34 protein-coding genes are annotated in these 26,057 nt (G+C 34.1%); 29 read left to right on the top strand and 5 right to left on the bottom strand.

Annotated features, from left to right (window positions below):
- Positions 1-13 precede the first annotated feature (13 nt).
- From ACQ629_RS04760 to ACQ629_RS04740, 5 genes are all read right to left on the bottom strand, one after another.
- Complete coding sequence (locus ACQ629_RS04760) at positions 14-757, bottom strand: hypothetical protein (protein ID WP_483706795.1); 744 nt, start codon at positions 755-757, stop codon at positions 14-16.
- 60 nt (positions 758-817) lie between these two features.
- Positions 818-2,284, bottom strand: a complete 1,467-nt coding sequence (locus ACQ629_RS04755) for a RagB/SusD family nutrient uptake outer membrane protein (protein ID WP_483706794.1) — start codon at positions 2,282-2,284, stop codon at positions 818-820.
- Positions 2,285-2,301: 17 nt separating this feature from the next.
- Positions 2,302-5,508 carry a SusC/RagA family TonB-linked outer membrane protein gene (locus ACQ629_RS04750; protein ID WP_483706793.1) on the bottom strand — a complete coding sequence of 1,069 codons (3,207 nt, stop codon included), beginning with the start codon at positions 5,506-5,508 and terminating at the stop codon, positions 2,302-2,304.
- A 162-nt stretch (positions 5,509-5,670) separates the two neighbouring features.
- Positions 5,671-7,101 carry a SusD/RagB family nutrient-binding outer membrane lipoprotein gene (locus tag ACQ629_RS04745; RefSeq protein ID WP_483706791.1) on the bottom strand — a complete coding sequence of 477 codons (1,431 nt, stop codon included), beginning with the start codon at positions 7,099-7,101 and terminating at the stop codon, positions 5,671-5,673.
- A gap of 11 nt (positions 7,102-7,112) precedes the next feature.
- A complete protein-coding gene (locus ACQ629_RS04740) occupies positions 7,113-10,391 on the bottom strand; it encodes a SusC/RagA family TonB-linked outer membrane protein (protein WP_483706790.1) in 3,279 nt (1,092 codons plus the stop codon).
- Positions 10,392-10,698: 307 nt separating this feature from the next.
- Between ACQ629_RS04740 and rpsL the strand changes: the two genes are divergently transcribed.
- The 29 genes from rpsL (at position 10,699) to rpsK (ending at position 25,964) form a co-directional block, all read left to right on the top strand.
- A complete protein-coding gene (gene rpsL / locus ACQ629_RS04735) occupies positions 10,699-11,073 on the top strand; it encodes a 30S ribosomal protein S12 (protein ID WP_028887479.1) in 375 nt (124 codons plus the stop codon).
- A 32-nt stretch (positions 11,074-11,105) separates the two neighbouring features.
- Entirely contained in the window at positions 11,106-11,582 is a 477-nt protein-coding gene (rpsG, locus tag ACQ629_RS04730) for a 30S ribosomal protein S7 (protein ID WP_218771196.1), read from the top strand.
- 3 nt (positions 11,583-11,585) lie between these two features.
- Positions 11,586-13,703 carry an elongation factor G gene (gene fusA / locus ACQ629_RS04725; protein WP_483706789.1) on the top strand — a complete coding sequence of 706 codons (2,118 nt, stop codon included), beginning with the start codon at positions 11,586-11,588 and terminating at the stop codon, positions 13,701-13,703.
- A gap of 12 nt (positions 13,704-13,715) precedes the next feature.
- Entirely contained in the window at positions 13,716-14,021 is a 306-nt protein-coding gene (rpsJ, locus tag ACQ629_RS04720; protein ID WP_024740605.1) for a 30S ribosomal protein S10, read from the top strand.
- Between the two features lie 282 nt (positions 14,022-14,303).
- On the top strand, positions 14,304-14,921 hold the full coding sequence (gene rplC, locus ACQ629_RS04715; RefSeq protein WP_483706787.1) for a 50S ribosomal protein L3: 618 nt from the start codon (positions 14,304-14,306) through the stop codon (positions 14,919-14,921).
- Positions 14,921-15,550, top strand: coding sequence for a 50S ribosomal protein L4 (gene rplD / locus ACQ629_RS04710; protein ID WP_483706786.1), 630 nt, complete (start codon positions 14,921-14,923; stop codon positions 15,548-15,550). The genes rplC and rplD overlap by 1 nt, the downstream gene beginning before the upstream one ends.
- 8 nt (positions 15,551-15,558) lie before the next feature.
- Positions 15,559-15,849, top strand: coding sequence for a 50S ribosomal protein L23 (gene rplW, locus ACQ629_RS04705; RefSeq protein WP_218771192.1), 291 nt, complete (start codon positions 15,559-15,561; stop codon positions 15,847-15,849).
- An 11-nt stretch (positions 15,850-15,860) separates the two neighbouring features.
- Positions 15,861-16,685, top strand: a complete 825-nt coding sequence (gene rplB / locus ACQ629_RS04700) for a 50S ribosomal protein L2 (protein WP_483706785.1) — start codon at positions 15,861-15,863, stop codon at positions 16,683-16,685.
- Between the two features lie 3 nt (positions 16,686-16,688).
- The gene (gene rpsS / locus ACQ629_RS04695; protein WP_028887472.1) at positions 16,689-16,967 is read left to right on the top strand and encodes a 30S ribosomal protein S19; all 279 of its coding nucleotides are present in this window, start codon (positions 16,689-16,691) and stop codon (positions 16,965-16,967) included.
- 9 nt (positions 16,968-16,976) lie between these two features.
- Positions 16,977-17,381 carry a 50S ribosomal protein L22 gene (gene rplV / locus ACQ629_RS04690; RefSeq protein ID WP_418649878.1) on the top strand — a complete coding sequence of 135 codons (405 nt, stop codon included), beginning with the start codon at positions 16,977-16,979 and terminating at the stop codon, positions 17,379-17,381.
- A gap of 11 nt (positions 17,382-17,392) precedes the next feature.
- A complete protein-coding gene (gene rpsC / locus ACQ629_RS04685) occupies positions 17,393-18,115 on the top strand; it encodes a 30S ribosomal protein S3 (RefSeq protein ID WP_483706784.1) in 723 nt (240 codons plus the stop codon).
- Positions 18,116-18,137: 22 nt separating this feature from the next.
- Positions 18,138-18,569 carry a 50S ribosomal protein L16 gene (gene rplP, locus ACQ629_RS04680; RefSeq protein WP_218771188.1) on the top strand — a complete coding sequence of 144 codons (432 nt, stop codon included), beginning with the start codon at positions 18,138-18,140 and terminating at the stop codon, positions 18,567-18,569.
- A gap of 11 nt (positions 18,570-18,580) precedes the next feature.
- Positions 18,581-18,772, top strand: a complete 192-nt coding sequence (gene rpmC, locus ACQ629_RS04675) for a 50S ribosomal protein L29 (RefSeq protein WP_483706783.1) — start codon at positions 18,581-18,583, stop codon at positions 18,770-18,772.
- Positions 18,773-18,790: 18 nt separating this feature from the next.
- Entirely contained in the window at positions 18,791-19,048 is a 258-nt protein-coding gene (gene rpsQ / locus ACQ629_RS04670; RefSeq protein ID WP_068703444.1) for a 30S ribosomal protein S17, read from the top strand.
- Position 19,049: 1 nt separating this feature from the next.
- Complete coding sequence (rplN, locus tag ACQ629_RS04665) at positions 19,050-19,418, top strand: 50S ribosomal protein L14 (protein WP_218771186.1); 369 nt, start codon at positions 19,050-19,052, stop codon at positions 19,416-19,418.
- A gap of 12 nt (positions 19,419-19,430) precedes the next feature.
- Entirely contained in the window at positions 19,431-19,739 is a 309-nt protein-coding gene (gene rplX, locus ACQ629_RS04660) for a 50S ribosomal protein L24 (RefSeq protein ID WP_483706782.1), read from the top strand.
- Positions 19,740-19,741: 2 nt separating this feature from the next.
- Positions 19,742-20,293, top strand: coding sequence for a 50S ribosomal protein L5 (rplE, locus tag ACQ629_RS04655; protein ID WP_483706781.1), 552 nt, complete (start codon positions 19,742-19,744; stop codon positions 20,291-20,293).
- A gap of 3 nt (positions 20,294-20,296) precedes the next feature.
- Positions 20,297-20,566 (top strand): 30S ribosomal protein S14, encoded by a 270-nt coding sequence (gene rpsN / locus ACQ629_RS04650; RefSeq protein ID WP_101046946.1) that lies wholly within the window; start codon positions 20,297-20,299, stop codon positions 20,564-20,566.
- A gap of 371 nt (positions 20,567-20,937) precedes the next feature.
- A complete protein-coding gene (gene rpsH / locus ACQ629_RS04645; RefSeq protein ID WP_218771183.1) occupies positions 20,938-21,336 on the top strand; it encodes a 30S ribosomal protein S8 in 399 nt (132 codons plus the stop codon).
- 12 nt (positions 21,337-21,348) lie between these two features.
- A complete protein-coding gene (gene rplF, locus ACQ629_RS04640) occupies positions 21,349-21,894 on the top strand; it encodes a 50S ribosomal protein L6 (protein WP_483706780.1) in 546 nt (181 codons plus the stop codon).
- A gap of 18 nt (positions 21,895-21,912) precedes the next feature.
- Positions 21,913-22,263, top strand: a complete 351-nt coding sequence (gene rplR / locus ACQ629_RS04635; RefSeq protein WP_483706779.1) for a 50S ribosomal protein L18 — start codon at positions 21,913-21,915, stop codon at positions 22,261-22,263.
- An 8-nt stretch (positions 22,264-22,271) separates the two neighbouring features.
- Positions 22,272-22,796, top strand: coding sequence for a 30S ribosomal protein S5 (rpsE, locus tag ACQ629_RS04630; RefSeq protein ID WP_483707162.1), 525 nt, complete (start codon positions 22,272-22,274; stop codon positions 22,794-22,796).
- Positions 22,797-22,807: 11 nt separating this feature from the next.
- Complete coding sequence (rpmD, locus tag ACQ629_RS04625; protein ID WP_218771179.1) at positions 22,808-22,990, top strand: 50S ribosomal protein L30; 183 nt, start codon at positions 22,808-22,810, stop codon at positions 22,988-22,990.
- A gap of 11 nt (positions 22,991-23,001) precedes the next feature.
- Complete coding sequence (gene rplO / locus ACQ629_RS04620; RefSeq protein WP_218771178.1) at positions 23,002-23,451, top strand: 50S ribosomal protein L15; 450 nt, start codon at positions 23,002-23,004, stop codon at positions 23,449-23,451.
- A gap of 14 nt (positions 23,452-23,465) precedes the next feature.
- Complete coding sequence (gene secY, locus ACQ629_RS04615) at positions 23,466-24,785, top strand: preprotein translocase subunit SecY (RefSeq protein WP_483707160.1); 1,320 nt, start codon at positions 23,466-23,468, stop codon at positions 24,783-24,785.
- Position 24,786: 1 nt separating this feature from the next.
- Positions 24,787-25,002: a translation initiation factor IF-1 gene (gene infA, locus ACQ629_RS04610; protein ID WP_104808455.1), complete on the top strand. Its 216-nt coding sequence runs from the start codon at positions 24,787-24,789 to the stop codon at positions 25,000-25,002.
- 12 nt (positions 25,003-25,014) lie between these two features.
- On the top strand, positions 25,015-25,131 hold the full coding sequence (ykgO, locus tag ACQ629_RS04605; protein WP_073316873.1) for a type B 50S ribosomal protein L36: 117 nt from the start codon (positions 25,015-25,017) through the stop codon (positions 25,129-25,131).
- Positions 25,131-25,496, top strand: coding sequence for a 30S ribosomal protein S13 (gene rpsM / locus ACQ629_RS04600; RefSeq protein WP_218771177.1), 366 nt, complete (start codon positions 25,131-25,133; stop codon positions 25,494-25,496). The genes ykgO and rpsM overlap by 1 nt, the downstream gene beginning before the upstream one ends.
- 81 nt (positions 25,497-25,577) lie before the next feature.
- Positions 25,578-25,964, top strand: a complete 387-nt coding sequence (gene rpsK / locus ACQ629_RS04595; protein WP_028887452.1) for a 30S ribosomal protein S11 — start codon at positions 25,578-25,580, stop codon at positions 25,962-25,964.
- Positions 25,965-26,057 lie beyond the last annotated feature (93 nt).

The following is a 26,057-nucleotide window of genomic DNA, read 5'->3' as shown; positions in this document are numbered from 1 at the left end:
TAAGTAGTGTTTTCTACAAGGTGAATTCTGCAGTAAGGCTACCACCGTATTTTCCATCAGAACTAACTAATGTTATACCATCATAAGTTGATAAAGAAAAAGCTCCAGCTCCATCGCTATATTGATCAAAAATTTCAAAGGTATATGTACCGCTGGTTAAACAAAAACCTACGTATGTTGAACCAGTTGTACCAGCTGGATAACCACCAAAATTAAATGGGGTAGCACTGGCCATAACTGTATCTCCAGAAGCATTTAATATTCTCCAAGCTACTTCTTCAGGATATTTATCAAAAGAAATATCAAATTTCACTTTAGTTTCTGTAGCACCAGGGCATAACCTGTATATAATTAAGTTTAAATCAGTACCTACATACTGGCTATCATTAGCAGAAGATAATCTTAAACCTAAAGAGTGATCACTGTCTAACCAAGTTCCGTCAGTTAAACTTACAGAAATTACACCTTTATTCGTTCCCCCAGGAACAGTTACAGTTGCTGGTACAGTATAAAAATCAGGACTAGCAGTACTACCTTCAGTAACTTGAATATCAAATACTCTGTCAGAAGAAGTTGTGTTTGTTGTGAAAATATTAAACTCAGCAGTACTTTGACCACTATCGGCTACACCAACATTTAAATTATCTTTTTCAAATGAGGCATATTTTAACTCAGATGTTTCTATTTCTTCTTCACAGCTATTAAATGTGAAAGCTAAAATGAACAAGGTTAAAAAGGTAAAAATTTTTTTCGTCATAATATTAAATATTTACCTTGTAGCAATTAATCAGATTAATTACTACAAGATTTTGTATTTTTAGTTAATAAAAGGGTTATTTTGAACTTCTGCACGTGGAATACGGTAAGTTAATCTCTCATCTGTATGAGGAATAGATAATCCAGGAAGAAAAACATGATTAGTACCTCTAGTCATCATTTGTTTATTCCTTTTCATAGATAAATAACTCTTTCCTTCACCCCATAACTCTTTTCTTGTTTCTAAAATAATTTCATCTAATAAAGCACTACCAGCTAATGCATCAACATAAGCATAATCAGCAGAATTAGTATATCTTTTTGATAATAATTGCTTTAAGGTAGTTTTAGCATCACCATCCATGCTTTCTTTGGCTGCCATTTCAGCAGATAATAAATACATTTCGGCAACTCTCATGAAAACATAATCATCTTCAATGTTTCTTTGTCCACCAATAACTCTAGCTCCATTGTAAAACTTGTTTCTAGGTTGTAAGTCGTTAGCAGGATCAAATTGAGTTTTTCTAATGTCATTATCATCTATAGAGGCATATAAAGCATTATCAATACCTTTTTTATCACCAGCCCATTGGTAACTGTATGTAAATACATCCATTTGACCCCACCATGAAACTAAATCTAAACCATTAGCTAAAGTAACGTCAAATCCCCAAATCCATCCAGGTGTTCCAACATTGTTAAAACCTCCAGTAACTTCACTAGCATCCATAAGAGGATAACCTGCAATTACTTCATCAGCTAAGTTTTTAGCTTTAATATTTGAAGCACTATCACCTTTAGCAGCATATGCATATGCAAGTAATCCTTTTGCAACATCGGCATTTACAGAAGATTTTGAAGTCCTTGAAAAACCATCTAAAAGAGTAATAGCAGATGAAAGATCGCTAATAATTACATCGAAAACTTCACTCATTGGAGCTTGAGGTTCCACATCTTTTACCTCTGTATATAAAGGTAATATAGCTTCAGAAGCATTATACTCTGCTTGAAACAATTGAGACAAGTAAAAATAAGCATAAGCTCTTAAAGCTTTTGCTTGACCTAAAGAGTGTCTTCCAGATTCAGAGCTAGGAATTGCTGTATTACCTCCAAGAGAAGAAATTATTAAATTACTAGACTTAATAACTCTATAATAATATCTCCAAGGAATATAGTTATCATCGTTAGAAAAATCTAAGGTAGATTGTAAGTTAGCAAAATCACCATATCTATTATAGTTGTTTGCAGTTAAAGCTAAATCACCAGATAAGAAATCTGTGTAAATATCATAACCTTTTTGACCAAAATCACTATGGTCACCCGTTCCTCCCGTAAATGCATTTATCATCATAGAATAAACACCGTTAAGGGTAGATTCTAAGATAACTGGGTTTAATTGACCAGAAGCACCTGTATCTTCAACACTTATAAATTGAGTAGGACTTTTGTCTAAGAGCTCATCACTACAACTAAATAATGTTGTAATTACAGCAAGAGCAAATACTGTTTTGATTAAATTACGTTTCATTTTTTAAATTTTTTAAATTAAATTTTTATACGAACACCTAATGTGAATGTAGATAATGGGTTGTATCTGTATCTTGCAGCAGCCCCTACTAATGAGGTAGATGGGTTGTATCCTTCTCTAGCGCTTAATAAGAAAAGATTATCACCAGCTAACCATATGTTAACACCCGAAACACCTGTGTTGTTTAGGAAGTTAGACGGTATACTATAACCAATCCTTACATTATTTAATCCTAAATAATCAGATTTTGTTAAAAAACGAGTAGATTGACTAGTAACTCTGATATTTTGGTTACTATATAATCTTGGTACATTTGTTACATCTCCTGGGTTTTGCCATCTATCTCTGATGTCCACATGATAGTTATTACCACCTGCTTGATCATTACCCATAACACTCGCGTAGTTACCATCATAACCATAACCACCTAAACTATAAGCAAATTGAGAGCTAATGTCAAAATCATGAATTTTAGCAGATAATCTAAAAGCTCCTCTTACAGTAGGTATTGCAGACTTACCAACAAATTTATTTGAAGCTTCAGTATAGTCACTCGTAAGAGCTTGTTCTATCGTAGCGTCAGGGTTTAGTACTTTATATTCATATAGTTCTAAAATTTCTTCTCCAGAATCAAACGCCCCGTTACTATTGGTATCTACATAGTTTGTTTCCCATAAAGGGTTACCGTTAGAAGCATCAACACCTGCCCATACTGGCATGTAGTAATCAAATCTACTTCTTCCTTCAGTTCTACCAAAGTTACCGTCTATATCAATTATTTTATTTCTTCCTGCTGGTGTATCAAAAGGCATTTGAGTTATTTCATTTTCTAACATTTCACCATTAACAGATAAATCTAATTTAAAATTCTCTTTATTTATAATGTGACCGGTTAAATCAAATTCAAAACCTCTGTTTACAATTGATCCATCATTTCTAGTTAAAATAGCATCACCTGCTGAGATTGGGATACGAACATTAAAAAATAAATCATCAGTATCTTTAATGTAGTAATCTAAAGAACCATCAATAATGTTATTAAATAGTCTAAATTCAGTACCTACTTGGTACATATTACTAGATTCCCATGTTAATTCTGGGTTTTCAATAGCTCCAAGAATTAAAGAAATATTACCATCTAAATTATCAATGTCATAATTGTTTTGTCCAGAATAGAAACCAGCACCACCTTGATCACCAGTTATACCGTAACTAGCTTTTAATTTTAAATAGTTTACAAAACTAGCATTACTCATGAAGTTTTCTTTACTCATAATCCATGATGCACCTGCAGACCAGAATGTACCCCATTTGTTTCTAGCAAAACGAGAAGAACCATCACGTCTAATAGTACCTGATAAGAAGTATTTATCATTATAACTGTAGTTTGCCTGTGCAAAGTAGCTTTCTAATCCTGTTTCTTCGGTATATCCTTCTGGATTTGAACCTACATTAACATAGTTAGTTGGATTGTCTAAACCATTTACCAAATTTACTACTGTATTTTTACTTATAAATGTACGGTCTCTTTTCCATTCATTACTTTCATGTGCAAATAAAGCACTAATGTTATGGTTACCAAAGCTCTTACTGTAGTTAAACATTTGTAAGAAGTTTTGAGTTAAAGCTTGTCTTTGTTCTTTAAATAAACTACCACCTTGTCCTGCAGCAGAACCATAGAAAGGGTTGTTAATACTATCGTCAATAAAGCTATAGTAGTTAGCTCCATATTTAGCAGTGAAAGATAAGTCATCAGTAAAGTTTACTTTAAATGAAAAGTTACCATTCATAGAGTGACGTTTATTTTGATTTAAATCAAAATTAGCATCAGCAATAGCATTTGTTAAACCTCCAAAACCTCTATTTTGACCATAATCATATTGATTACCTCCATAAAAAGGATCATTAATTACGGCACCATTAGCATCACGTAAAAATAAAGGATAAATAGAAGGAATGTTATCTGTAAACCAAAAAATTGATCCAGAATCTTCAGATTGTCCGTTAGCTGTTTGTACAGCATAAGAATAATCTATATTAGCATTAGCTTCTAACCATTTAGCAGGCTTGTGCGTAAGGTTTAATCTAGTTGAGTAACGTTTAAAATCAGAGTTTACTAAATATCCAACATCATCTAAGTAACCAAAAGACGAGAAGTAAGTAGTTGTATCGTTACCACCGCTCATACTCATATTAGCTTCAGTTCTTATAGAAGATTGAAATCCATAATCAGACCAATCTTCAGGAGTATATTTCCTTGTAGCACTAGGTCTAACCTTACCTGTAGTAGGATCAATAAGTTCACTAACATTAGTAATGTTCCACATGTTATAATCAGGACTAATTCCAGCTCCTGAAAATAAATTAGCATTTGCATAAGCAGCAGGGTCAGAACTCCCTAAAAAGTCACCTGTGTTTTTTAAAGATTCCCAAGATAGTTCAATATATTCATCTTGAGATTTTACCACTTCATAAGCAGGTAAAAGTCTCATGTTAACTCCTGTTTTAATATCAACAGAAATGTTAGAAACCCCATTTCTACCTTTTTTAGTTGTTATAACAATAACACCATTAGCTCCTCTAGAACCATATATTGAAGTAGCCGTTGCATCTTTCAAAACAGTAGTTGATTCAATATCAGCAGGATTAATGTTACTAATACTATTTGTAAAAGGTACACCATCAACTACATATAAAGGGGCACTGCTACCATTAATGGTTCCAAATCCTCTAATTCTAATTGTTGCAGCGGTACCAGGTTGACCAGAACCATTAACAACGGTAACACCAGCAATTTCACCAGCTAATGCTTGAGATACATTAGATACTGATTTAGCTTCTAAATATTCACTTTTAACAACTTTTGCTGTACCTGTAAAGGCTTGCTTAGTAGAAGTACCATAACCAGTAACAACTACCTCTTCTAATAAATTATCATTTTCTAAGATTATATTCATTGTATTGCTAATACCAACAGACTTTGTTACAGCTTTCATACCTACAAAAGTGTATACTAATATGTCTCCAGTTTTCGCTTTAATAGAATAATTCCCATCAAAATCTGTTTCAGTACCTTGAGTTGTACCCTTTTTTATTACTGTAACCCCAGGTAATGGACCCGATTCGTCAGAAACGGTACCTGAAATTGTTTTGTCCTGTGCAAAGGATATTTGCACAACCAACGCTAGTAACAGCGTTAAAATTCCATTAAACTTTGTTCTCATTGTATAATTATTTGAATTAATTAAGTGCTAAAGTCCTAATTTTATCTTAAATAAACAATTTTTTAACACATTATGTTTGTTATAAATTATAGTTGTTAAATATAAATACACCCAGTTTACTATAACTGGGTGTATTGTTATTATTAAAAAGATATAAATATATTAGTTTACATCCCACCAAACTTTTGTAGTAATACTACCTGGATCTGATGTTACTTGTCCCAAATTGCCTGAGTTTGTTGTAGTCTCAGATAAAGGGTAAGGTAGTTTCACTGGTATAGTAGAAATTTCAGCGGCAGTTGGTACCGTTAAAACTGGGTAATCTAACCTTCTCCATTCACTCCATGCTTCATAACCATTCATGTATAAAGCTACCCATTTTTGAGTACCAATTGACTCTTTCCAATTTGCAGCATTATATGGATTTGAAGAAATATACGTTGAAATAGCTACTGCGTCAGTAATTTCCCATCTATTCATAGATGCGTTAATAGCTTCTGTATATGCTGCAGAAGCAGATCCTGTAGCAAAACCTCTTTGATAAGCTTCAGCTAAAAGAAATTGCACCTCTGAATAGGTGATGATATAAAAAGGAGTTGTAGCTTCTCTAAGAGCATCAGTAGGTCTAGAGGTTGTCCCTTTTAATGCTGTAGCATCATTATCCGTTAAGCCATATGGCATACCAACAATTGAACCACCTGGAGCTGGTGCTGCATACATTTCTAATCTAGGGTCTCCCATACCTTCAAGAGTATTTACAAAAAATTCAGATACACAGTGATCATCTCTGTTACCATCTAATGGACTAATGTCTTTATGTAATGGATTTGCTCTGTTAATGTTCGAATCAAACTTAAATAAAGCATTGTCATCATTACTAGTAAATACACCATGACTAATTGCTTTGTTAACATAAGTATTAGAAGTAGCAGGGTCAATATCTGACAACCTCATTGCATATCTTAACATTAAAGAGCTGGTAAATTTTTTCCATGCATCAATATCACCATTGTAAATAATATCGCCTGAAGAAAAAGAAGATCTAGAGTTAATAAATGTAGCAGCAGCATTGTCTAAGGTTTGCAAAATACCCATGTATACCTCTTGTTGAGAGTCGTATTTAGCTAAATTTACATCAGAAATAGCCTCAGTAAAAGGTACATCTCCAAAACCATCTGTAAGTATCGCAAATGCTTGCATACTCATTACATCTAAAATGTTTTTACGATTTGTTTTAATTTCATCAGTGGCAATCTGTTCTTCTACTATTTTTTTAGCCTGATTTAACTCTTTAAGTACATTTATATATATACTTCCAAAAGAACCGTTAAAAGAAGTTACATCTATTGCACTATATCTACTATCTGAAGCATATTCGTTCTGAGCCCAATACTGAACCATTAACTGCCCCCAATCAGCATTTAAAGTTCTTCCGTGAACTGAACTGTACAACCTATATTCAGCCTCGGTAAGAAGGGAATTTGGTGATATAGCAACGGCGTTATTAGGATCTATGTTAGTGTCTCCAAAATCACTACAGGCAACAGTTAAGACTGAAGCAAGTGATAATATTATATATTTTATTTTTTTCATTTTTTTATCTTTTAAAATTTAGCTGATAGGTTAAAACCAAATGATCTAGTTGATGGAACTTGAGCGTTCTCTAGTCCTTGAATATTCCCTGACCCTGTAACTCCTTGAGGATCTAAGTGCGGTACTTTAGAGTATAATATAGCTAAGTTTCTTCCGTAAGCACTTAGGCTTAGGCTAGTTAATGGCGTGTTCTCTATAAATTTAGAAGGGAAGCTGTAAGAAAACCTAACTTCTCTTAGTTTAAGAAAGCTTGCGTCATAAGTATATGGAGCAGCTTTTCTCCAGTGTGTTTGATAATAAGTAAGAGGGTCTACTCTTATATCATTGGCTGTGCCATCTTCTTTTACTCCTGGTAATACCATACCATTAGCACGAGTGTCAGATTCACCATTAAACGAAACAGTATTTGGGTGCATTCCAGAGTAATGAGACCATTGTAAAGAGTCAGAGTGTAATACACCTCCTATTTGGAAGTCAAAAAGTCCAGAAAAAGTAAATCCTTTGTAGGTGAATGAAGTATTAAAACCTCCGGTCCAATCTGCAAGGGCAGAACCTAGGTATACTCTGTCAGATGTAAATTTATACATACCATCTGCACCTACAACTTTTTTACCATCATCATATATGAAATCTTGACCAAATAAAGCCATATAAGGCAACCCTTCTTTCACTCTTAAATCTGAAGACCAAGTGTTACCAACTTGAATACTTTCTACGATGCTTTCACCATTTTCATCTTTAAGTAAGCTAACAACTTCATTTTTTTGTTTGGTTAAGTTAATACCAAGATCCCAGCGGAAATCTTCTGTTTGAATTGGTGTACCACTAACCATTAATTCTATTCCTGAATTTTTCATAGTACCGGCATTTAACAACCTAGAGCTGTATCCAGTAGTTGTTGATGTAGGAACATTAAATATTTGATCTTCTGTAGTTCTGTCATAATAAGCAGCATCAATACTTAATCGTCTGTTAAACATTTTAACTAAGAAACCAAATTCTATTTCAGTTGTTAACTCGTTTTTAAGGTTTGGATTTTGTCCAGCGTTAGGTACTTCGTATGAAGGTAAACCGTTTATATTAGGAGAAATAGGACGATATACATCTAAAAGTCTATAAGGGTCACTATCGTTTCCGGCTTGAGCAACACTGGCTCTTATTTTTGCAAAATTAAGAACTTCGTTTCCTTTTAGGCTAGGTAATTCACTTAATGCCCAACTTAAAGATACACCAGGGTAGAAAAAGCCATTGTCATCTTTTGGTAATGTAGATGACCAGTCGTTTCTTGCTGTTAAATCTAAAAATAACATGTCTTTCCAACCTAGAGAAGATGTGAAGTAAATACTATTAATAGCCTTGTTTGACTCAAAAGTTTCTACGTTAGGTGAATCTACAGAGTTTGCAATGTTGTAAAATTTATCTACAACTATACCTCCTGATGTACTTAAAGAAGTAGATCGGTATTTTCTAGTCATTTTATTAGCTCCAACAAGTGCATTTAAAGTGATATCTTCGCCAAATGTAGTATTGTAGTTTAATTTTACATCCATATTTGTTTCTTGAAACCTTCTCTCTGTTTCTGCATATCTTGAGCCATCTACAGAGTTAAAAGGAACCCCTTCTTTAGCGCTAATTTGGTACCAATCTGTACCAAATTGTGATGAAACAGTTAATTCATCAGTTAATTTATAAGCAACATTTGCATTTCCGTACAACCTGTTTTTAGAATCTTCTTGCATGAAGTTAGATCTTGTCCAATGTGGATTGTCAAAATAGTTAGGTTTAGCATCAAATTCAACAAAGTTAGGGATGTTGTTTCCGTTACCAGTTTCAGAGGTTATACCACCAGGGTTCCAAGTGTGTTGTGTACCGTCAGTTCTGTATTGCTTTCTTTTTAATCGGTTAACATCTAATTGAGATTGCCACCATTGTGTAAAACCTTGCATAGGATTTCCGTTAGAATATCCTGTTACGTTTCTACCTGCAACATCAGTACGTACATAATTTGCAACAATACCAGCTTTTAATTTTTCAGATAAATTATAACTACCATTAAAGTTTACAGTATTTCTTTGAAGATTACCACCTGGCATAACACCTTCTTGGTCTAAGTTAGTGTAACCTACTCTAAAAGTACCTTGCTCATTACCACCAGCTAAAGCAATACTGTTTGTTCTTGTAAAACCGGTATTAAAGAAGTCGCTATAGTCATTTTCAGGAGCAACCCAAGGCCTAGTTTCTTTGTAGTTAGCAGAATCTGGATCCCAAGAATCCCAGTGTCTTACCATCATGTTAGGGTCGAATTTAGGACCCCATGAACCATCTTTTGCATAATTAGGAGCTAAGTAAGTTTGCCCGTCTTGATTAAAGACTTTAAATCCGTCTTGACCAATCCTATCTACATTATTACCGAATTCATCTTTGGTGAAATCAGCATAAATAGAACCACCACCATACATTCTTTGAATAGGTATTAAATTGGTCACGTTATCAAAACTAACAGCAGAGTCAATTGTTATACCTAACCCTTTTTTGTTTTTACCAGTTTTAGTGGTGATTAAAATCACACCGTTAGCACCTCTAGATCCATAAATAGCAGTTGCAGCAGCACCTTTTAATACCGACATGCTTTCAACATTTGAAGGGTCGATATCAGAAGCAGAGTTACCATAATCATAAGAACCACCTCCAAAACCAGATTGTTGACTCGCATCAGCAAAGTTTGAGTTGTCGATTGGAACACCGTCCACAACAAATAAAGGTTGGTTGTTACCTAAAAAAGAGTTTGATCCACGAATTGTAATTCTTGAAGACCCCCCTAAAGAAGATTGACTACCTTGTATTTGAACACCCGCAACTCTACCTTGTAAAGAGTTAACAATATTTGTTTCTTTGGATTGGCTTAGCTTTTCACCATCAACCTGTTGAACAGAGTAACCAATAGCTTTTTCAGCCTTACTCATTCCTAAAGCAGTAATTACAACTTCGTCTAAAACATTGTCGCTAGACATTGTAATGTTCACTGTGGTTAAAGTTCCTATTGTTTTTTCTAGTGTCTTCATACCTACAAAACTAAAGACTAATACGTTTCCTGTATTAGCTTTTATAGTGTAGTTTCCATTAAAATCTGATTCAACACCTGTTGAAGTACCTTTTATAAGTACGTTAACTCCAGGTAAAGGACCTGTTTCGTCAGAAACAACACCTGAAATTGTTCTTTCTTGCGCAAATGTTACTTGAACAAGTAGCGCTAAAAAGAAAGTTAAAATCCCATTAAATTTCGTTTTCATTTTATAATTGTTTGAATTAATTGTTCAAAAATCTTAAATAATTCTTAAATAAACAATAGAAAAGCTAATTATTTCTTAAAAAAAGGAGTAATTCATTATAGGCACTGTAAGTATCTGTGTTAAAGTCACGACAAAGTGATTTTTTTATTTTCATTTACACTATTTATATATACTTTAATAATTAAGTGTATTACTGTTTTTAAAAAATAACTCATTGATATTTGAATAATTAGAAAATAATCGTACATTTGCACACTCTTTTAAAGAGAGTAATTTTTAGTACAAATTAAAAACAAGTAATAATAGTATGCCAACTATTCAACAATTAGTTCGTAAAGGAAGAACCAAAATAACTAAGAAGAGTAAATCGGCTGCATTACAAGCTTGTCCTCAGAGACGTGGAGTTTGTACGCGTGTGTATACCACTACACCTAAGAAACCTAACTCAGCAATGCGTAAGGTAGCAAGGGTAAGATTAACAAATGGTAACGAAATTAACGCGTATATTCCAGGAGAAGGGCACAACTTGCAAGAGCACTCGATAGTATTAGTTAGAGGTGGAAGGGTAAAAGATTTGCCAGGAGTTAAGTATCACGTAGTACGTGGTGCGTTAGATACTGCAGGAGTTGAGGGTAGAACCCAACGTAGGTCTAAGTACGGTGCAAAACGCCCAAAGAAGTAAAATTAATCAATTAACTTTTTTAATGTAAAGACATGAGAAAAAGAAAAGCGAAAAAAAGGGTTCTTTTACCAGATCCAAGGTTTAACGACCAATTAGTAACACGTTTTGTGAACAACTTAATGTGGGATGGTAAAAAATCTGTAGCTTTTAAAGTATTTTACGATGCAATGGATATCGTAAACGAAAAAAAGACTGACGAAGAAAAATCAGCCTTAGAAATTTGGAAAGATGGTTTGTCAAATGTAATGCCACATGTAGAGGTTCGTTCTCGTCGTGTTGGTGGAGCAACATTCCAAATCCCAATGCAAATTCGCCCAGACCGTAAAGTGTCTATGGCTATTAAATGGATGATAACTTATACGCGTAAGCGTAATGAGAAGACCATGGCACAGCGTTTAGCTGCCGAAATTTTAGCTGCGGCTAAAGAAGAAGGAGCTGCTGTTAAAAAGCGTACAGACACTCATAAGATGGCTGAAGCTAACAAGGCATTCTCACACTTTAGATTCTAAGAAATGGCTAGAGATTTAAAATTTACTAGAAATATTGGAATTGCTGCGCATATTGATGCGGGTAAAACCACTACGACAGAACGTGTATTGTATTATACAGGTGTGAGTCATAAAATAGGTGAGGTGCATGATGGTGCCGCAACTATGGACTGGATGGAGCAAGAGCAAGAAAGAGGTATTACAATTACTTCTGCTGCTACTACTTGTGAATGGAAGTTCCCATTAAACAATGGTGAAACTACAGACGAAACTAAAGGATACCACTTTAATATTATTGATACTCCAGGTCACGTTGATTTTACAGTTGAAGTAAATCGTTCATTAAGAGTACTTGATGGATTAGTTTTCTTATTTAGTGCAGTTGATGGTGTTGAACCTCAATCTGAAACTAACTGGAGGCTTGCTGATAACTATAAAGTACCACGTATCGGGTTTGTTAATAAAATGGACCGTCAAGGATCTAACTTTATGGCAGTATGTCAGCAAGTTAAGGATATGTTAAAGTCAAATGCAGTGCCAATTGTTATGAATATTGGTGATGAAGATGAATTTAAAGGTATTGTAGATTTAGTGAAGAACCGTGCTATTGTATGGCATGATGAAACACAAGGAGCTACTTTCGATATCGTAGATATTCCTGAAGAGTTAAAAGAAGAGGCTGCTGAATTAAGAGGTAAACTTATTGAAGAAGTTGCTGCTTATGATGAGAATCTTTTAGAGAAATTTATGGAAGATGAAAATTCAATTACTGAAGATGAAGTGCATGCTGCGCTTCGTGCTGCTGTAATGGATATGTCTATTATTCCTATGATTTGTGGATCAGCGTTTAAAAATAAAGGTGTTCAGTTCTTATTAGATGCTGTTTGTCGTTATTTACCTTCTCCTATGGATAAGGAAGCAATCATTGGTACAAATCCTGATAATGGTGAAGAGATTTCTCGTAAGCCATCTGTAAAGGAGCCTTTCGCTGCTTTAGCATTTAAAATTGCTACAGACCCTTTTGTAGGTCGTTTAGCATTTTTTAGAACATATTCTGGTCGTTTAGATGCAGGTTCTTATGTTTTAAATAACCGTTCTGGTAAAAAAGAACGTATTTCTCGTATCTACCAAATGCATGCTAACAAGCAAAACGCTATCCCTTACATTGAAGCAGGAGATATCGGAGCAGCTGTAGGTTTTAAATCTATTAAAACAGGAGATACTTTATCTGATGAAAAGCATCCTATTGTTTTAGAATCTATGGACTTCCCAGATCCAGTAATTGGTATTGCGGTTGAGCCTAAAACTAAAGCAGATGTAGATAAATTAGGAATGGCTTTAGCTAAGTTAGCAGAAGAAGACCCTACATTTACTGTAAGAACAGATGAAGCTTCAGGACAGACTATTATTTCTGGAATGGGTGAGTTGCACTTAGATATTATTGTTGATCGTTTAAAGCGTGAATTCAAGGTAGAAGTGAACGAAGGTCAGCCACAAGTAGAATATAAAGAGGCAATTACTGCTTCAGCTGAGCATAGAGAAGTTTTCAAAAAGCAATCTGGTGGTCGTGGTAAATTTGCAGATATTGCATTTACTATGGAGCCTGCTGATGAAGGTGTTCAGGGATTACAATTTAGTTCTGTAATTAAAGGTGGTAACGTTCCTAAAGAATTTGTTCCTTCTGTAGAGAAAGGATTCAAAGAAGCTATGAAGAACGGTCCTTTAGCAGGATATGAAATGGATTCAATGAAAGTAACTTTAAGAGATGGATCTTTCCACCCTGTGGATTCTGATGCATTATCTTTTGAGTTAGCTGCAAAAATGGGTTATAAAGCTGCTTCTAAAGCTGCTAAAGCCAGAATTATGGAGCCATTAATGAAAGTTGAAGTATTAACTCCTGAAGAAAACATGGGAGACATTGTAGGAGATTTAAATAGAAGAAGAGGTCAAGTTAACGACATGAGTGATCGTGCTGGATCTAAAGTTGTAAAAGCATTAGTTCCATTATCTGAAATGTTCGGATATGTAACTGCTTTAAGAACGATGTCTTCTGGTAGAGCTACTTCTACTATGGAATTTTCACACTATACTGAAACTCCATCAAATGTTTCTGAAGACGTTATTGCAAAATCTAAAGGTTAATAAGATATTAAGATGAGCCAAAAAATTAGAATTAAATTAAAATCTTACGATTATAACTTAGTAGATAAATCTGCTGAAAAAATCGTAAAGACAGTAAAGTCAACAGGAGCTGTAGTAAACGGTCCTATTCCTTTACCAACAAATAAAAAGATTTTTACAGTATTACGTTCACCACACGTAAACAAAAAATCTAGAGAGCAATTTCAATTATCTGCTTACAAAAGATTATTAGACATTTATAGTTCTTCTTCGAAAACTATTGATGCTTTAATGAAACTTGAGTTACCAAGTGGGGTTGAAGTTGAGATTAAAGTATAAGTAAATGACTAACTTTCGGTTTAATTTTTTTAAACCGAAAGTTTTTTATACTTTTGCGCACCGGAATTAACGTTCCGTGGTGTAAAAATGCTGATTTATTCAGTGTTTAACATGTCCTGAGGGTTTCGCGAAGGAAAAATGGTAAAAACAAATTCAGGGTGAAGATGTTTTTCGCTCTTTTTTTATGTGAAATTTTAAGGAAAAATGAAACATTTGTTTCGAAAAATTTTTATTAATAGACGCGCTGGATAAATAAAATCTATCGTCTTAAAATTAACAAATATGTCTGGGTTAATAGGTAGAAAAGTAGGTATGACCAGCTTATTCGATGAGAACGGGAAGAATATTCCTTGTACTGTAATCGAAGCAGGGCCATGCGTGGTTACCCAAGTCAGAACCGAAGAGGTAGACGGCTATAGTGCGTTACAACTAGGTTTCGATGACAAAAAAGCAAAAAGCTCTAATAAAGCTTTAGATGGACACTTTAAAAAAGCTGGTACATCTGCTAAGAAAAAAGTCATTGAATTTCTAGGATTTGAAGGTGAGTATAAATTAGGTGATTCAATTACTGTTGAGCACTTTGCTGAAGGAGAATTCGTAGATGTTTCTGGAGTTTCAAAAGGTAAAGGTTTTCAAGGTGTTGTTAAGCGTCATGGATTTGCTGGTGTTGGTCAAGCAACGCACGGTCAACATAACCGTTTAAGAGCTCCTGGTTCGATTGGTGCTGCATCATATCCTGCAAGAGTATTCAAAGGAATGCGAATGGCAGGTCGTATGGGTGGAGACAAAGTAAAAGTTCAAAATTTAAAAGTATTAAAAGTGGTTGCTGATAAGAATCTTATCGTAGTTAAAGGAGCAATTCCTGGTCACAAGAATACTTTTGTAACTATCGAAAAATAATGAAAGTAGCAGTTTTAGATATTACAGGAAAAGATACCGGTAGAAAAGTTGAACTTTCTAACGAGGTATTTGGTATTGAGCCAAACGATCACGCAATTTATTTAGATGTAAAGCAGTACTTGGCTAATCAAAGGCAAGGAACTCACAAGTCTAAAGAAAGAGCAGAAATCGCTGGTAGTACAAGAAAGATTAAGAAGCAAAAGGGAACAGGTACTGCACGTGCGGGTTCAATCAAATCTGGAGTTTTCAGAGGTGGTGGACGTATGTTTGGACCAAGACCAAGAAGCTATTCTTTTAAGTTAAATAAGAACTTAAAGCGTTTAGCACGTAAGTCTGCTTTAAGTATTCAAGCAAAGGAAAGCAATTTAGTTATAGTTGAAGATTTCAATTTTGAAACTCCAAAAACTAAAGAGTTTATCAATGTTTTAAAAGCTTTAGAGTTAGATACGAAAAAATCTTTATTTGTATTAGGAGACGAAAGTGACAATGTTTATTTGTCATCTCGTAACATAAAAGGATCTAAAGTAGTGAACGTTACAGGAGTTAATACTTATAGTGTTTTAAACGCTAATAAAGTAATTATTTCTGAAAGCTCTTTAGAAGGAATTCAAATTAACTTAAGTAAATAGGCAGAGATATGAGTATTTTAATTAAACCTATTATTACGGAAAAAGCAACTAAAGATAGCGAAGTATTTAATCGTTATGCATTTGTTGTGAACAGTAAGGCTAATAAATTGGAAATCAAAGGAGCTGTTGAAGCAACTTATGGTGTAGCAATTAAGTCTGTTAAGACCATGAACTATCCTATTCAAAGAAATACTAAACACACCAAAAAAGGTTTAGTAACAGGGATAACTAGTGGATACAAAAAGGCAATCGTTCAGTTAGCTGAAGGAGAAACTATTGATTTTTATAACAATCTTTAAGAAAAGACAGAATGTCAGTTAGAAAATTAAAACCAATAACACCAGGTCAGCGTTTTAGAGTTGTAAATGGGTTCGACACCATAACAACTGATAAGCCGGAGAAAAGTTTACTTGCTCCGAAAAAACGATCTGGAGGTCGAAACAACCAGGGTAGAATGACAACACGTAACATCGGTGGTGGTCATAAACAAAAATACCGTATTATTGATTTCAAAAGAAATAAACAAGGTATCCCTGCAACAGTAAAAACTATAGAGTACGATCCAAATCGTACTGCATTTATTGCTTTACTTAGTTATGCTGATGGTGAAAAGCGTTATGTAATTGCACAAAACGGTTTAAAAGTAGGTCAAGTAATCGTTTCAGGTAAAGATTTAGCTCCAGAAGTGGGGAATGCTTTATACTTAAGCGAAATTCCTTTAGGAACTACTATTTCTTGTATTGAGTTACACCCAGGTCAAGGAGCTGTTATGGCTCGTTCTGCAGGTTCATTTGCTCAATTAATGGCAAGAGATGGTAAGTACGCAACAGTTAAGTTACCTTCAGGTGAAACAAGATTAATCTTGTTAACTTGTATGGCAACTATCGGAGTTGTATCTAATTCAGATCACCAATTACTAGTTTCTGGTAAAGCTGGTAGATCTAGATGGTTAGGTAGAAGACCAAGAGTTAACGCTGTACGTATGAATCCAGTTGATCACCCAATGGGTGGTGGTGAAGGACGTTCTTCAGGAGGACATCCAAGATCAAGAAACGGTATTCCAGCTAAAGGGTTTAAGACTAGATCTAAAACTAAAGCTAGTAATAAGTATATTATAGAACGTAGAAAGAAATAAACCATGGCAAGATCATTAAAAAAAGGACCTTTCGTTCACTATAAGTTAGAGAAAAAAGTATTAACTAACGTTGAAACTGAGAGTAAGTCAGTTATCAAAACTTGGTCAAGAGCAAGTATGATTACTCCAGATTTCGTTGGGCAAACAATAGCTGTTCATAATGGACGTCAGTTTGTACCAGTTTACGTTACTGAAAACATGGTAGGTCATAAATTAGGCGAATTTTCACCAACACGTTCTTTTAGAGGGCACGCTGGTGCAAAAAATAAAGGAAAAAAATAGTAGGAAATTATGGGAAGTCGTAAACATAACATGGCAACACAGTTAAAAGAAGCAAGAAAGTCTAAAGCTTTCGCTAAAATAACTAATTGTCCTACATCACCAAGAAAAATGCGTTTGGTAGCAGATTTAGTAAGAGGAGTTGAAGTTGAAAAAGCTTTACAAATCTTAAAATTTAGTCCAAAAGAAGCATCAAGAAACTTAGAGAAATTGTTAATGTCTGCAATTGCAAACTGGCAAGCTAAGAATGAAGATGCTAGTATCGAAGATGCTGGATTATTTGTTAAATCTATTTGTGTAGATAGCGCAGGTATGTTAAAGAGATTAAGACCAGCTCCACAAGGTCGTGCACATAGAATTCGTAAGCGTTCTAATCACGTTACTTTAGAGTTAGGAGCTAAAAATAAAAGTAATTAATCAAAGTAGATATGGGACAAAAAACAAATCCAATAGGAAATCGTTTAGGAATTATCAGAGGATGGGAATCTAACTGGTATGGTGGAAATGACTACGGAGATAAATTAGCTGAAGATTTTAAAATAAGAGAGTATATTAATGCTCGTTTATTTAAAGCAAGTGTATCAAGAGTAATTATTGAGCGTACGCTTAAACTTGTAACCGTTACTATCACTACGGCACGTCCAGGTATCATTATTGGTAAAGGAGGTCAAGAGGTAGACAAGTTAAAAGAAGAGCTTAAGAAAATTACAGGAAAAGAAGTTCAAATTAATATTTTTGAGATTAAGCGTCCAGAATTAGATGCTAAATTAGTAGCAGCTAGTATTGCTCGTCAAATTGAAAATAGAATTTCTTACAAGCGTGCTACTAAAATGGCTATTACTGCAGCAATGAGAATGAATTCAGAAGGGATTAAAGTCCAAATTTCTGGTCGTTTAAATGGAGCAGAAATGGCACGTTCTGAGCATTATAAAGAAGGAAGAATTCCTCTTTCTACTTTTAGAGCAGACATTGATTATGCACTTGTTGAGGCACATACACAATACGGAAGATTAGGTATTAAGGTATGGATCATGAAAGGTGAGGTTTATGGAAAACGTGAATTATCTCCATTAGTAGGATTATCTAAACAAAAAGGTGGTGCTAGTAAAGGTGGTGGAAACAAACGTCAACAACCTCGCAGAAGAAAATAATTTTTAAAATTAGAAATTAAAAATGTTACAGCCAAAAAGAGTAAAATACCGTAAGGTACAGAAGGCGAAAGGAAATATGAAAGGTAACTCTGGTAGAGGTGCTCAACTTTCTAACGGAATGTTTGGTATCAAATCATTAGATCAGAATTTACTTACCTCTCGTCAAATAGAAGCAGCTCGTATTGCGGCAACTCGTCACATGAAGAGAGAAGGACAACTTTGGATTAAGATATTTCCAGACAAGCCTATTACCAAGAAACCATTAGAAGTACGTATGGGTAAAGGTAAAGGTGCTCCTGACCATTTTGTGTCAGTTATTAAACCAGGTAGAATTTTGTTTGAAATTGGTGGAGTACCAATGGATGTTGCAAAAGAAGCTTTACGTTTAGCTGCACAAAAACTTCCAGTAAAAACGAAGTTTGTTATTGCAAGAGATTTTGATTTTAACGCTTAATTCTATATACAATGAAACAATCAGAAATTAAAGAATTAACCACAACTGACTTACAAGGAAGGTTTGTGACGTTAAAGAAAAATTATACGGATCTTAAGATGGCTCACGCCATAACTCCATTGGAAAACCCAATGCAGATTAAAAGCTTAAGAAAAACTGTAGCAAGAATTGCTACGGAGTTAACTAAAAGAGAATTACAATAATTCTAGTCAGTTTTAAAGATGGAAAAAAGAAATCTTAGAAAAGAGAGAATAGGTGTAGTATCTAGTAGCAAAATGGAGAAATCTATTGTTGTTAATGAGGTAAAAAGAACCAAACACCCAATGTACGGTAAATTCGTATTAAAAACGAAAAAGTACGTTGCACATGACGAGAATAACGACTGCAACGAAGGAGATACAGTTAGGATAATGGAAACACGTCCTATGAGTAAATCTAAACGTTGGAGATTAGTAGAAATCTTAGAAAGAGCTAAATAATATGTTACAGACAGAATCAAGATTAAGAGTCGCAGATAACACTGGAGCAAAAGAAGTTTTAGTGATAAGAGTTTTAGGAGGAACAAGAAAGCGTTATGCTAGCGTTGGAGATAAAATTGTAGTAACTGTAAAGTCTACATCTCCAAACGGAAGTGTAAAAAAAGGTCAAGTATCTCGCGCAGTTGTTGTTCGTACTAAAAAGGAAATTAGACGTAAAGACGGATCATACATCAGATTTGATGATAATGCTTGTGTACTTTTAAATCCTACAGAGGAAATGAGAGGAACTCGTGTATTTGGTCCTGTTGCCCGTGAATTACGTGATAAGCAATTTATGAAGATAGTATCATTAGCACCTGAAGTGCTTTAAATCGACATTAAGATGAAGAAGTTCAAAATTAAATCAGGAGATACTGTTAAAGTATTAGCAGGTGATCACAAAGGATCGGAAGGTAAAGTTTTACAAATCTTTAGAGATAAAGATAGAGTATTAGTAGAAGGTGTTAATATGGTGTCTAAACACACTAAACCAAGTGCTGCTAGTCCTCAAGGAGGAATTGTAAAAAAAGAAGCTTCTTTACATATATCAAACTTAGCATTAATCGAAAACGGTGAAGCTGTAAAAGTTGGTTATAAAGTAGAAGGAGATAAGAAAGTTAGATTTTCAAAAAAATCAGATAAAGCAATATAACAATGAGTTACGTACCAAGATTAAAAGAGGAGTACAAGAGCAGAGTTATAAAAGCTCTTACTGAAGAATTCGGTTATAGTAATGTAATGCAAGTACCTAAATTACAAAAGATTGTTGTGAGTAAAGGTGTTGGTGCAGCTATAGCAGATAAGAAATTAATAGAATACGCTATTGATGAGTTAACTACAATTACAGGTCAAAAAGCAGTTTCAACAATCTCTAAGAAAGATGTTGCAAACTTCAAATTACGTAAAGGTATGCCAATTGGTGTAAAAGTTACGTTAAGAGGGGTTAAAATGTACGAGTTTTTAGATAGATTAGTTACTGCTTCTTTACCACGTGTAAGAGATTTTAACGGAATCAAAGCTAATGGTTTTGATGGTAGAGGTAATTACAATTTAGGAATTACTGAACAAATCATCTACCCTGAAATTAATATTGATCAAGTAAAAAAGATTAGTGGAATGGATATTACTTTTGTAACATCTGCAGATACTGATAAAGAAGCTAAATCATTATTAACAGAATTAGGTTTACCATTTAAAAAGAACTAAGACATGGCTAAAGAATCAATGAAAGCGCGTGAGCGCAAAAGAGCTAAAGTGGTAGCAAAGTATGCTGAGAAGAGAAAAGCTTTAAAAGAAGCTGGAGACTACGAAGGTTTACAGAAATTACCAAAGAATGCATCACCAGTTAGAATGCACAATCGTTGTAAATTAACAGGTCGTCCTAAAGGATATATGCGTCAGTTCGGAGTTTCACGTGTTACTTTCCGTGAAATGGCTAACCAAGGATTAATTCCAGGTGTTAAGAAAGCAAGCTGGTAAACAGCTCTTTTATACAGAAAACAAAAGCGTACAACTATAAAATGTTGTACGCTTTTTTTTATTTAATTAAAAAAACACTACAGTTTTGTTGTTTTTTATTGGTTAGAGTTTTTCTATTTTTAGCCAATAAATTAAGACTCAAAATGATAAGGATTAAAAATGCTTTACTTTACAAAAGTTTATGTATATTTGCATTCTGTTTTTACAGGGTAAATTATGCCTTATAAGTAAATACCGTTAAAAGTATAATGCTTATGAGATTTATCATGAAAAACAAAAAATGAATATTAACTGGTTTCAGGTTCAGTGATTGCGATTTTTCATACAGGAAATAGTGTTTATTGAAAACCAAAACCGAAATTTAATTAATTATGTATACAGATCCAATCGCGGATTTTCTTACTCGAGTTAGAAATGCTATCGCAGCAAATCACCGAGTAGTCGAGATTCCTGCTTCAAAATTGAAGAAGGAAATGACGAAAATTTTGTTCGATCAAGGTTATGTTTTAAGCTACCAGTTCAATGACGATAAAGTTCAGGGAACAATCAAGATAGCTTTAAAGTATGATCGTGAAACGAAAGAATCAGTAATCAGAAAAATTCAAAGAATTTCAACACCAGGTTTACGTAAGTACGTTGGCTCGAAAGAGATGCCAAGAGTATTAAACGGCTTAGGTATTGCTATTGTTTCTACATCTAGAGGTGTAATGACAAACAAAAAAGCAAAACTTGAAAATGTTGGTGGAGAAGTATTATGTTACGTTTATTAATCACTTTGTACAATGAGTAGAATAGGAAAAAATCCAATCGCATTACCACAAGGTGTTGAAGTTAAAGTAAACGGAAATGTGGTTACAGTAAAAGGTAAATTAGGAGAATTAACTCAAGAGTTAAAATCTGAAATTACTGCAGAAATTGAAGATGGTGTTTTAACAGTTAAAAGAACATCAGATAGTAAAGACCATAGAGCAGCACACGGTTTATATCGTGCTTTAATCAGTAACATGATTGAAGGTGTTTCTAATGGTTATACTAAGGAATTAGAATTAGTAGGTGTAGGTTATAGAGCATCTAACCAAGGGCAAAAATTAGATTTAGCTTTAGGTTTTTCTCATAACATTGTTTTAAACTTAGCTCCAGAAGTAAAGATTGAAACAGTATCTGAAAAAGGTAAAAACCCTATCATTAAGTTATCTTCATTTGATAAGCAGTTAGTTGGTCAAGTTGCAGCTAAAATTCGTTCTTTCCGTGCTCCAGAGCCATATAAAGGAAAAGGAATTAAGTTTGTAGGAGAAATATTAAGAAGAAAAGCAGGTAAATCTGCATAATAAATAAGAGAAATTATTATGGCATTATCAAAGCTTGAAAGAAGACAACGAATTAAGTATAGAATTAGAAAAATCGTTACAGGAACAGCTGCAAAACCTAGGTTATCAGTTTTTAGAAGTAACAAAGAAATCTATGCTCAATTAATTGATGACGTTGCTGGTGAAACATTAGCATCTGCATCATCAAGAGATAAAGAAATTACATCTGGATCTAAAACAGAAGCTGCAACTGCAGTAGGTAAAGCAATTGCTGAAAAGGCTGCTGCAAAAGGTGTTGAAGCTATTTCTTTTGATAGAAATGGGTTTTTATACCACGGTAGAATTAAAGTATTAGCGGAAGCTGCTAGAGAAGCTGGTTTAAAATTTTAAGAAATTATATTATGTTAGGATATAAAAACGTAGAAAGAGTAAAACCAAGCGGATTAGAGCTTGTAGATAAATTGGTAGGTGTACAACGTGTAACCAAAGTAACAAAAGGTGGTAGAGCATTTGGTTTCTCTGCAATCGTAGTAGTTGGAGATGGTAACGGAGTTGTAGGTCATGGATTAGGAAAATCTAAGGATGTTGCTTCAGCAATTGCAAAAGCAATTGAAGACGCAAAGAAAAGTTTAGTGCGTATTCCTCTTTTAGAAGGAACTTTACCTCACGAACAAAAAGGTAAATTTGGTGGAGCAAAAGTATTCATCAAGCCAGCCTCACATGGTACGGGAGTTATCGCCGGTGGTGCAGTACGTTCAGTATTGGAATCTGTTGGTATTAAAGACGTATTATCAAAATCTCAAGGATCTTCAAATCCTCATAACGTAGTTAAAGCAACTTTTGATGCTTTATTACAATTACGTAGCGCAGCAACAATTGCTAAGCAAAGAGGAATTTCTTTAGAGAAAGTTTTTAACGGTTAAAATTTAAGACGATGAGTAAAATTAAAGTTACACAAGTAAGAAGTAAAATCGGTCGCCTTAAAAGTCAAAAATTAACCTTAGCGGCTTTAGGTTTACGTAAGATGAATCATACTGTAGAACACAATGCAACAGCATCAATTTTAGGTATGGTAAAAACAGTTTCACACTTAGTTTCTGTAGAAGAAATTAAATAAGACAATATAAGATGAGTTTACACAACTTAAAACCTGCAGCAGGATCTACTAAGAGCGGAAAAAGAATCGCTCGTGGTGAAGGATCTGGACATGGAGGTACCTCTACAAGAGGTCATAATGGTCAGAAATCTCGTTCTGGTTATTCTCGTAAAATAGGATTTGAAGGAGGGCAAATGCCACTTCAAAGACGTGTACCTAAATTTGGTTTCACAAACATTAATCGTAAAGAATATGTTGGTGTTAATTTAGATAAATTACAAGGATTAGTAGAAAACGGAAAAATTACAGACACAGTTACTTTAGAGGTTTTAGTAGAAAACCGTTTAGCTCGCAAAAACGATTTAGTTAAAATACTAGGTGGTGGAGAGTTAAAAGCTAAATTAAATATAACTGTACATAAATTTACTGCAACAGCAAAAGCGGCTATAGAAGCTGCAGGAGGTGAAGTAGTTACATTATAAGAAAATTGTAAATGATGAATTTTATAAATACGTTAAAAGACATTTGGAAGATAGAAGAGTTAAAAGAGAAATTACTTTTAACTTTAGGTTTAATTGCTGTATACCGTTTTATGGCGGCAGTTCCATTACCTGGAATTGACCCAACACAGTTGTCAGCTTTACAAGACAGTACTTCTAGTGGACTTTTAGGTTTATTAAACGCATTTACAGGAGGGGCATTTGCTAGAGCGTCAGTAATGGCACTAGGTATAATGCCTTATATTTCTGCATCGATTGTAGTACAGTTAATGGGTATCGCGGTACCTTATTTACAAAAATTACAAAAAGATGGAGAAAGTGGACGTAAGAAGATTACACAAATAACAAGATGGCTAACAATTGCTATAACATTGTTTCAAGCACCTACCTATATTGGTATTATTCAAAATCAAATGGGATTAGGACCTGAAGCATTTTTAGTAACAGGAGCTACATTTTGGGTGTCATCAATAATCCTTTTATCTGCAGGAACAATTTTTGCAATGTGGTTAGGAGAGCGTATTACAGACAAAGGAGTTGGTAATGGAATTTCATTATTAATTACTGTAGGTATTATCGCGAACTTTCCAGCTGCATTCATTCAAGAACTAGTTTCTAAGCAAACAGCAGGAGCAGGAGGTATTATGATGATTCTAATCGAATTAATAGTTTGGTTTGTAGTAATTTTGTTAACCGTTTTATTAGTTACAGCAGTACGTAAAGTAGCAGTTCAATACGCACGTCGTACAGCCGTTACAGACATTAAAGATGTAGACGGTGCTCGCCAGTACATTCCATTAAAATTGAATGCATCTGGAGTAATGCCAATTATTTTTGCACAAGCTATTATGTTTTTACCAGTAGCTTTAGGACAAAAATTCCCAGCATTAAACAGTTTAACTGATAATTTCGGATGGCAGTATAACCTTATATTTGCTCTTTTGATAATCATTTTTAGTTATTTTTATACGGCGATTACAATCCCAACAAATAAAATGGCTGAAGATTTAAAAAGAAGTAATGGTTTCGTTCCAGGTTATAAGCCAGGAGAAGAAACTGCAAACTATTTAGATGCTGTGTTATCTAAGATAACATTTCCAGGTTCTTTATTTTTAGCAGCTTTATCTATTTTACCAGCAATAATTGTGAAGTTTGGAGTTACTCAAAACTGGGCAATGTTTTTTGGAGGTACATCTTTAATCATTATGGTTGGTGTAGCAATAGATACCATACAGCAAATTAACTCGTATTTATTAAATAGTCGTTATGACGGTTTAATGAAATCAGGTAACAGTAACAGAAAATCATTAAAATAATATGGCTAAGCAATCAGCAATTCAGCAAGACGGAACAATTACAGAAGCATTATCTAATGCAATGTTTCGTGTAGAATTAGAGAATGGCCATGTTGTAACGGCACACATTTCAGGTAAAATGCGTATGCACTATATCAAATTATTACCAGGAGATAAGGTAAAATTAGAAATGAGTCCGTATGATTTATCAAAGGCAAGAATTACTTACAGATACTAAAAACACACACTGATGAAAGTAAGAGCATCATTAAAGAAAAGAAGCGCTGAGTGCAAGATTGTACGTAGAAAGGGCAGATTATATGTAATTAACAAAAAGAATCCTAGATTTAAACAAAGACAAGGGTAATGGCAAGAATAGCAGGTATTGATATTCCAAAGAATAAAAGAGGTGTTATCGCTTTAACTTACATCTTTGGTATAGGGAACAGCAGATCTAAAGAAATTTTAGCAACTGCAAAGGTAGACGAAAGTATCAAGGTTCAAGATTGGACTGATGATCAAATTGCAGCGATTCGTGAGCAAGCAGGAACATTTACTATTGAAGGTGAATTACGTTCAGAAGTTCAATTAAGCATTAAGCGTTTAATGGACATCGGATGCCAAAGAGGTATTCGTCACAGATTAGGTCTTCCTTTAAGAGGTCAAAGAACTAAGAATAACTCTCGTACTAGAAAAGGTAAGAGAAAAACTGTAGCTAACAAGAAAAAATAAGTTAGATAAGTAATAAAGATCTAATAGTAGTTGAAAATAATTACAAGGTTAGAAAACTAAATTACTAAAACTATAATAATCATGGCAAAGTCTAAAATAACAAAAAAACGTAAAGTTGTAATAGAATCAGTAGGTGAAGCTCACGTTACTGCATCATTCAACAACATTATTATTTCTTTAACAAACAAAAAAGGTGACGTTATTTCTTGGTCATCTGCAGGTAAAATGGGTTTCAGAGGTTCTAAAAAGAACACTCCGTATGCAGCTCAATTAGCAGCAGAAGATTGTGCTAACGTAGCAAAAGAAGCAGGTTTACGTAAAGTAAAAGTGTATGTTAAAGGACCTGGTAACGGTAGAGAATCTGCAATCAGATCTATCCACAATGCTGGAATTGAAGTAACTGAAATCATTGATGTTACACCTATTCCTCATAACGGATGTCGTCCACCAAAAAGAAGAAGAGTATAAGTTGAATTAATTTTCAACTTGTATTTTTATTTTGTGTACTTTTGTGCGCGCAAAAAAAAGTATTTTAACTAAAGTAGGAGCAAGGTTATCGAA

This window comes from Tenacibaculum sp. SM2510, assembly GCF_057002845.1.
The sequence above is the reverse complement of the archived record's forward strand: the minus strand, read 5'-3'. Positions and strand labels throughout refer to the sequence as shown.